This window comes from uncultured Bacteroides sp., assembly GCF_949298305.1.
In the GTDB taxonomy this organism is placed as follows: domain Bacteria; phylum Bacteroidota; class Bacteroidia; order Bacteroidales; family Bacteroidaceae; genus Bacteroides.
Genome location: NZ_CASFWU010000137.1, coordinates 1 through 7,502 on the forward strand (window position 1 = coordinate 1; position 7,502 = coordinate 7,502).

General features: G+C 55.9%; 4 protein-coding genes. All 4 read right to left on the reverse strand.

Annotated features, from left to right (window positions below):
- Nucleotides 1-101 precede the first annotated feature (101 nt).
- Entirely contained in the window at nucleotides 102-566 is a 465-nt protein-coding gene (locus Q1Y74_RS13370) for an FtsX-like permease family protein (protein WP_300814791.1), read from the reverse strand.
- On the reverse strand, nucleotides 470-2,485 hold the full coding sequence (locus tag Q1Y74_RS13375; RefSeq protein WP_300814792.1) for an ABC transporter permease: 2,016 nt from the start codon (nucleotides 2,483-2,485) through the stop codon (nucleotides 470-472). Before Q1Y74_RS13375 ends, Q1Y74_RS13370 begins: the two co-directional genes overlap by 97 nt.
- Nucleotides 2,486-2,688: 203 nt before the next feature.
- Nucleotides 2,689-5,091, reverse strand: coding sequence for an FtsX-like permease family protein (locus Q1Y74_RS13380; protein WP_300814793.1), 2,403 nt, complete (start codon nucleotides 5,089-5,091; stop codon nucleotides 2,689-2,691).
- 188 nt (nucleotides 5,092-5,279) lie between these two features.
- On the reverse strand, nucleotides 5,280-7,502 hold a 2,223-nt coding region (locus Q1Y74_RS13385), incomplete at its 5' end, for an ABC transporter permease (RefSeq protein WP_300814794.1).

A 7,502-nucleotide genomic window follows, 5' to 3' on the forward strand; every position in this document is an offset into this window, starting at 1 on the left:
AAGTTTCTATTATCTATTCTGTTATCTATTGTTTATTCACTCCTATTTTGTATTCATCCCCCTCCCCCCTCTCCTTGGGAGAGGGGCTGGGGGTGAGGCTCCTACTCATTCTTCATCGCCTCCACCGCCTTCACCCGGCTCAGCATCCAGCCTTGCAGGCAGACGATGAGGGCCGATACGCCCCACACCACAACCAGTGGCCACACAAAGATGCCGACCGAAAGCGGGGCACGATAGGCAAACTGCTCCAGCCAGCGCTGCATCAGCCACCAGGCAACGGGCATGGCCAGTACGTAGGCCACTGCGGCATAGAGGCAGAAAGGCTTGTTGAGCAGCCAGATAATCTGCCCGCGCGTGGCACCGTGCACCTTGCGGATGCTGATTTCGCGTATCCGCTGGCGGGTGGCATACCAGGCGATGCCGAACAGGCCGAAGCCCGTCAGCAGCAGGCCGATGAGGGCGTAGAACGTCAGGATGACAATGAAAGCACCTTCCCGTTGCGCTCCATAAAGTCCCGGTGCATGTCCGTGTAGCGGAAAGGCTGTCCGGGGTTCATTTCGTCCCATACGGATTCGATTTGTTGCAAAGCCTCCGTACGACTTTCGGGGCGCAGGCGGATTTGAAGGCAGGCAGCCTTCTGCAAACCGCTTTCGGACAGCAGGCTGACCACAAGCGGCGTCACAGCCTCTTCCAATGAATTGACGGAAAAGTCGCGTACCACACCCGCCACTACAGCCAGACTGTCATCGGCCTCTGCATCGAACTCGCGCAACGAACGTCCGACAGGGTCTGTGCCCGCCGGCACCAACTGGCGGACAAAGCTCTCGTTCACCAGTACGGGGCGCGCCATCTGCTCCAGCAGGCGGGCAGGCCGCTCGCCGTTCAGCTGCTCCATGCGCAGCGTATACAGCAGGGATGTATCGCCTTCCAGTGCCAGCAGGTTGGTATGCACCTCGCTACCGTCGGGGCGTTTCACCGTCAGCTGGCGTATCCAGGCATTCAGCACCGGCCCGTTGGAGAGCGTCACCGACTCGATGCCCTGCACGCGCTTCTCTGTTTCGGCCTTCAGCGGAGCCAACGGGGCGCCGAATCCGTCGCCTATTTCGATGCAGTCCGCGTAGCGGTCGGCCTGCCGTTCGGTCAGCCTCATCTGACGACGAGCCGTCAAGGTGGCCAGCAACAGGCCGATGGAGATGGCAAACTGCACCGTCACCAGCACAGCCACGAAGCGTTGCTTGCGCCGTCCGCCGTAGAGCGTGCGGTATTGGCTGAACGACAGACGCGACAGGCGGCGGCTGATGTACCACGCCGGCACGACCGACATGACCAACACGAACACCAACAGCCACGGCAACATCCGGCTGCTGAAGAAGAACCCCATCGTGAGCCGCGAACCCAGCAGGCCGTTGAACACCGCCAGGCAGTCGTTCACCAGCAGGATGGAAAGGATGAACGCCAGCACCACCGTCAGGAAGGCGTCGCCGAAGAGTTGCAGGCGGATGCTGCGCAGCGTGCCGCCCATCAGCTTCTCCACGTGAATCATGCGCAGCTGTTGCAGCAGGCGCGAGAGGCTCATGTTGGTGTAGTTGCAGCAGGCGATGACCAGTATCAGCACCGCTGCCAGCAGGCTGATGTAAAGCGTCTGCACGGGTGTCTGGCTGATGTAGTCAAGCGTCTGTTGCGAAGCGTCGTCGGGCGTGGTGAAGCAGACGGCTTCCAACGGATCGAGGTGATACTTCGTCTGACCGGGCATCAGGGTAGGAACCTGATCGGCGTTTATCTTGTCTGCCAGGCGGACGGCATCCGCCCCCGGCGAGAGCTTCAGCAGCGTCGGGCCACCCCAGTAATCGGAAGTCTGGGCGGTCAGCATGTCAAACCGGAGAAGCGACTGTCCGCGTTCTTCGAGCACCGCCGCCACTTGGTACGTCTGCCTGCCACGGCTTTCGGACTGCACTTCGATGTGCCGTCCGAAGGCTTCGCCGCCTCCGAAGAGCTTGCGGGCACAGGCAGCACTCAGGGCTACCTGGTCCGGACGGTGGAGCACCTGCTCCAGACTGCCCTGAACCGTGCGGTAGTCGAAGAAGCGGGTCAGCGTCGTGTCGGCCGAGAGCAGTATCAGGCTGCCGTCCACCTTCTGGCCGTCCACCTTGCAGGAAAGCATATCCAACTTGCCCAGCCGCAGGTAATCCTCCACCTCGGCATAGCTGTCCTTCAGGCGTTGGGGAATATCGGCAGCGGCATAAGCCACACGCTTCCCCTCGTTCATCGGGTCGTCCTGCCGCAGGAAGACGATGCGGTCGCGGTCGGGGTTGCTCCCCTCCAGCCCGTGTTCATGTACGAAATACGTCATCAGCAGGTTGGTACATGCCAACCCCAAGGCCAGACTGGCCACGGAGACGAGGAAGAACACCTTCTCCTGAGAATCATTTTCAGTGTTACGTTCAGTATCATCATTCTTTCCATTTGGTTTCCATTCATTCTTCATTATTCCATTCTTTCTCGGCCTTGTCCGAAGCGGAAGCCTGTGGTCATACCGCAGCATCCTTACTGCAGCGTCACTGCATCCAAGTTGCAGCATTGCTGCATCCATATTTGCAGTCTGTCTGCATACTTGTTTGCAGTAACGCTGCAACTTGCTTGCAGCCTGTCTGCCGCCTTTCCCCTGTCGGGAAAGCCCCTGTCCGGCCTTTACTCACGTTTTATGACCTCTGCCGGATTGACGTGCGCCGCGCGGTGTACCTGCCACATCACGGTGAGCAGCGACAGCAGGGCGGTGATGAGGAAGGCTACAACAAACAGTCCGGGCGTCAGCGGTGCCTTGTGGGCGAAGCCTTGCAAGTAGAGGGTAATGGCCAGCCACGACAGCGGCACGGACACCAGCGCCGACACGCCCAGCACCGCCAGATACTTGCGGAGCAGCAGCGGGTAGATGTCGCGCGCCCGGGCACCGTTCACCTTGCGCAAGCCTATCTCGCGGCGACGCTGGCTGATGTCGAACAGCGCAATGGCCAGCAGGCCCAGCAGCGAGATGAGGATGGCCACGGCGGCGAAGAGCGTATAGATGCGCACCACGCGACGGTCGTCCTCGTACATCCTGGCCAGGATGTCTTCTATCAGCGTGTATTCAAAGTCGGTGCGGCCGGTGCCTTCCTCGTACAGGCCGGACAGGAAACGAATGACGTGCGCCCGGTCTTCGTGGCGGTAGGCGGCGGTCACGGTTTCCGTCCCCCATGCTTCATCCTTGAAGAATATGACGACGGGCGGGGTGGCTTTGGACAGGTGGCGCATGTTGAAGTCCTTGATGACACCCACAATCTCGCAGGGCGGGTTGTAGTTGTCGGGCATGTAGCTTGCTGCGAAATGGGGTTCTTCCTGTAGCAGCTTCTCGCGGGTGATGTCCTTGATGCCCAGCACCCGTTTGGCGGTTTCGTTGATGATGCACTTGAAGCTGTTCCGGGTCCATGCCTCGTCCACAGAGTCGTTCCACAGGCGGCCTTCCAGCAGTTGCAGCCCGTACATGTCCATTTCGCGCCGGGACATGAGCAGACGCAGTGCTTGGTGGAAACCGTTTTCAGGACGTTCGCGGGCAATGTTTGTCATATCGCCGTTGTCGGGCAGCAGTTTGCTGCTCCGGTTCCAATATTCAAAGAGGGTGCTCTCGGCCATGCGCCGGTTCACCAGCTCGCGGTTGGCTTTCATCCGTTTGCCCTCGTCCAGCAGATTTTCCTTGCTGTCCTTGTACAGGCCCAGCGGATTGTGGTACATGGTGGCGTTGATGATGTCGTGTGTGCGGAAGCCCAGGTCGGCATGGAGCATATAGTCCAGTTGTTTGACGAAGAACAGCGAGACGCTGATGATGAAGATGGTCAGCACATACTGCACGCCCAGAAACACCATGCGCGAGCGCACGGAAACGCGCGAAGTCGTGATGGCACGGATGGAGTTGACGGGCAGGCTGCGGGTGAACTTCAGGTAGGGATAGACGGTGGTGAGCAGCGGTAGCCCCCAGAGCACGATGGCCGAGACCAGCAGGTCGAAGCGCACGTCGGAGGCCACGGGGATATAAAGCTCGTTGTAGAACAGGTAGCGGGTCACCTCCAGAATGGTCCAGCACAGCAGCAGGGCCAGTCCCGCCAGCAGCATGTTTTCCACGTAAATTTGCACGAAGATGTCTGCCTTACCCGCCCCGAACACCTTCTTGATGCCGAACTCGCGCGAGCGGCGCGACATGATGACGGTGTAGATGTTGACAAAGTTCAGCAGTCCGATGAGGCCCATCAGGAAGGCGACTGCCGTCAGCACGCTGATGTAGCCCGGATTGCCGAAGCGGTACATGGGATTGTCCCTTCCGAGGTCGGTGTCGAAGTAGAGTTCCGCCAGGGGCAGGTATTCGTAGTGTCGGCTCTGGTAGGAGGAGGCCCATGTGCTGCGCACTTCCTTGCCGTGCTTCCGGTTCAGCGCCTTCAGGTCATAGCCGGGCACCATGCGCAGGGCGTAGGTGGGGCTGTAGAACAGGAAGTCGTCTACCTCGTCGGACATGAACAGCTGGGGCTGCCAGGAGGTCTTGGTGGCAGTGTCGTCCACCACGCCGATGATGGTGAACTTCCGTCCCTGTCCGTTGGTGAAGCCGGCGCCCACCACCGGCCTGCCCTGCAACACCTCTTCCCAGAAGGCGCGGGTAATGACCACGTCGCCCGGCCGGCGGATGCGGTTGCTGCCCGTCAGTACCTTGTAAGGAAACAACTTGAAGAAGGTGCTGTCGATGGAGAACACCCGGCTCTGCACCTGCCGCTTGCCGAAGACCAGCGTCAGGTCGCTCACCGGAGTATAGGCCGTAAACTCCTCCACCGCCGGGTCTTCTTCCAGCCCCGAGCGGTAGCCGCCCAGTGAGCATTCGCCGTTGCTCACAGTTCTCTTCACCAGACAGATGCGTTCGTAGTCGGGGAAACACCGGTTCACGGTGTTCTCCTGATGGATGTAGCGCGCAATGGTCAGCACGCAGGCCAGGCTGACGGCCAGCCCCACTACATTGAGCGTGGTGTAGGCCCTGAACTTCAGCAGGGCGTTGATGGATAGGATAAGCAGTCTCATAGGCATTCACAGCCTCACCCCCGACCCCTCTCCCAAAGAGAGGGGAGACTGGGCTACGGCTTTCGTTTTAGGTTATTGTTATCTTTATCAATTCTTCATTATCTATTCTTCATTATCAATTCTCCATTGTCAATCTGTATTCACCCACTACTCCCCTCTCCTTGGGAGAGGGGCCGGGGGTGAGGCTTCTATTCCCTCTTCACCACCTCCGCCGGGTTCTCGTTCGCCGCCCGCCACACGCGCCAGCCGATGCACAGGGCTACCAGCAATGCCATGCCGAGGAAGATGACGGCATAGAGCCACCAACTGAGAGGCGTTTGTTCCACATAACTCTCCAGCCAGCGCTTCATCAGCACATAGCCCACAGGGAAGGCCACTGCGGCGGCTGCGGCGAGCAGCAACAAGTATTCGCGGGCAAAGAGGCCGAGGATGTCGCCCACCCGTGCCCCGTTCACCTTGCGGATGGCCACCTCCTTGCGGCGGCGTTCGCAGCTCAGGGTTATCATGGAGAAGATACCGAAAGCAGATACCAGGATGCAGACGGTGGAGACAAAGGCCAGCAGACGGAGAAGCAGATGTTCCGACTGTAAGTACTCTTGATACAAGTCCTCAGTACGTTCCAAGTCGTAACGTTGCAGTCCATGTTTCTGTGACAACAGCTCCAAGTCTTTCTGTAGTTCTTTATAGTATCCGTCTTGATATTTGATGAGAATCCGTCCGTTATGAGAATCCATGAATCCCATTGCTGCCATTTCCTCTTTCCATCCCAAACCATTTTCACCAATAAACAATATGGGTTGGACAGGCATTGTGGGCGCATTGATATGGAAATCCTTCAACAGCCCTACGATTTCCAATGTCTTTCCCTTTACCGTAAGATGTTTGCCTACTGGTTGGCGTATGCCCATCATACGTGCTGCCGTTTCATTGATAACGGCATAGCGCTTGTCGGTTGGCGTCATCATGTGTCCTTCCAGCAACTTCATACCATAAAAGCCGGTAAAGGCGTCACTTTCCTGCGGCATCACCATTTGTATGGGGTTTTCATCCGGGCGACGTCCGTCCCAGTCTGTTACCTCACCCCGCATAATTGCTGGCTGTGCGAGAAGGCTCCAATGATTGTCTATAGTCTGAGTAACGTAGGAAAGACGAGCTATGTCATCTCGCAAGGCTGCTATATCTTTAAAGATGTTTTCTGTGTTGTTCATCCTTACTACCAGGAGCGAGGCTATGTTTTTTCGTTCCCATCCCAAGTCTGTATTGGACAAGTAATATAATTGTTTCATCAGTACAGCTGTCACGAATACGAAAAAGATACTGACGCTCATCTGCAAGCCTATACTGAACGGATGGAAGAAACGACGCCCGTTTTGACTGATATTTCGAATGCGGATAATGAACGGCAGCAGCATTAGCCAAGATAATAGTAGCACCGGCAGGAAAAAAGAAAAGGCTTCCTGATAGACCGTCCCACTGATGCCTGACATACTTCGGAAAGAGGGTAAGATGATTTCTACCAATACCATCCCTAACAATCCGGCAAACAGTACCAGTGCTGTATATTCTGTACCGAAAAGCAGGAATAGACTTCTACGGGAAGAACCATTGACGCGGCGAAGCTGTATCTCACGGTTGCGTATCCTCATGCGTACTGCGAACAACGATAAATAGTTGAACAAGGTGACAATGATTACCAGTCCTCCGATTGTGGAGAACATTAGCAGGTACGTGAATCTGACTGTCTGCTCCGTATTGATTTTTGAACAACGGTATTTCGTTAATGGCATCCATTGTATATCTTTAAAGGGAAAGGTTTCCTTTCCGTCCTTTATTTGTCGAAACGCTTCCAGCTTACGGCTTAGTGTCTCTATATCTGCATCTTCCCGTAAGCGGATGAGGAGCGGATTGCCAGAACTGGCGAAATATTTGTTCCCTTCGCTTGTCCAGTAATCAAAGGTTAAATTGCTGTGAGGTAGTGCAGAGATGATAGTCCCAACAGTCACTTTTCGGAATAGTCTTAATTCTTTTCCTATGACATCAGTTGTACCATATAGACGCAAAGCTGTTTCTTCTGTTATTGCTATTTTCCGGTCATTATGTAGAAAATCTGTATCACCCGATAAGACCTTAATACCAAACAAATTCATGAAAGTGGTGTCTGCTACCAGGCCAGTCACTTTGATGGGTACTTGTCCTTCAACCTCCAACTCTCGATTCTTTGTTCGGCTGATACCACACACGGTTTCTACTTCTGGGAAATTCTCTTTTAGCAGGGGGATAACGTCTGTTGTCTGCAAATCATATCCACCCGTGTGTGTTGTACTGATTCGATAGGCCAAATAGATTCGGTCTGCGCCTTCATGGTAGTTGTCGTAACTCAGTTCATAACGCATCCACATGGCTGACAAGGC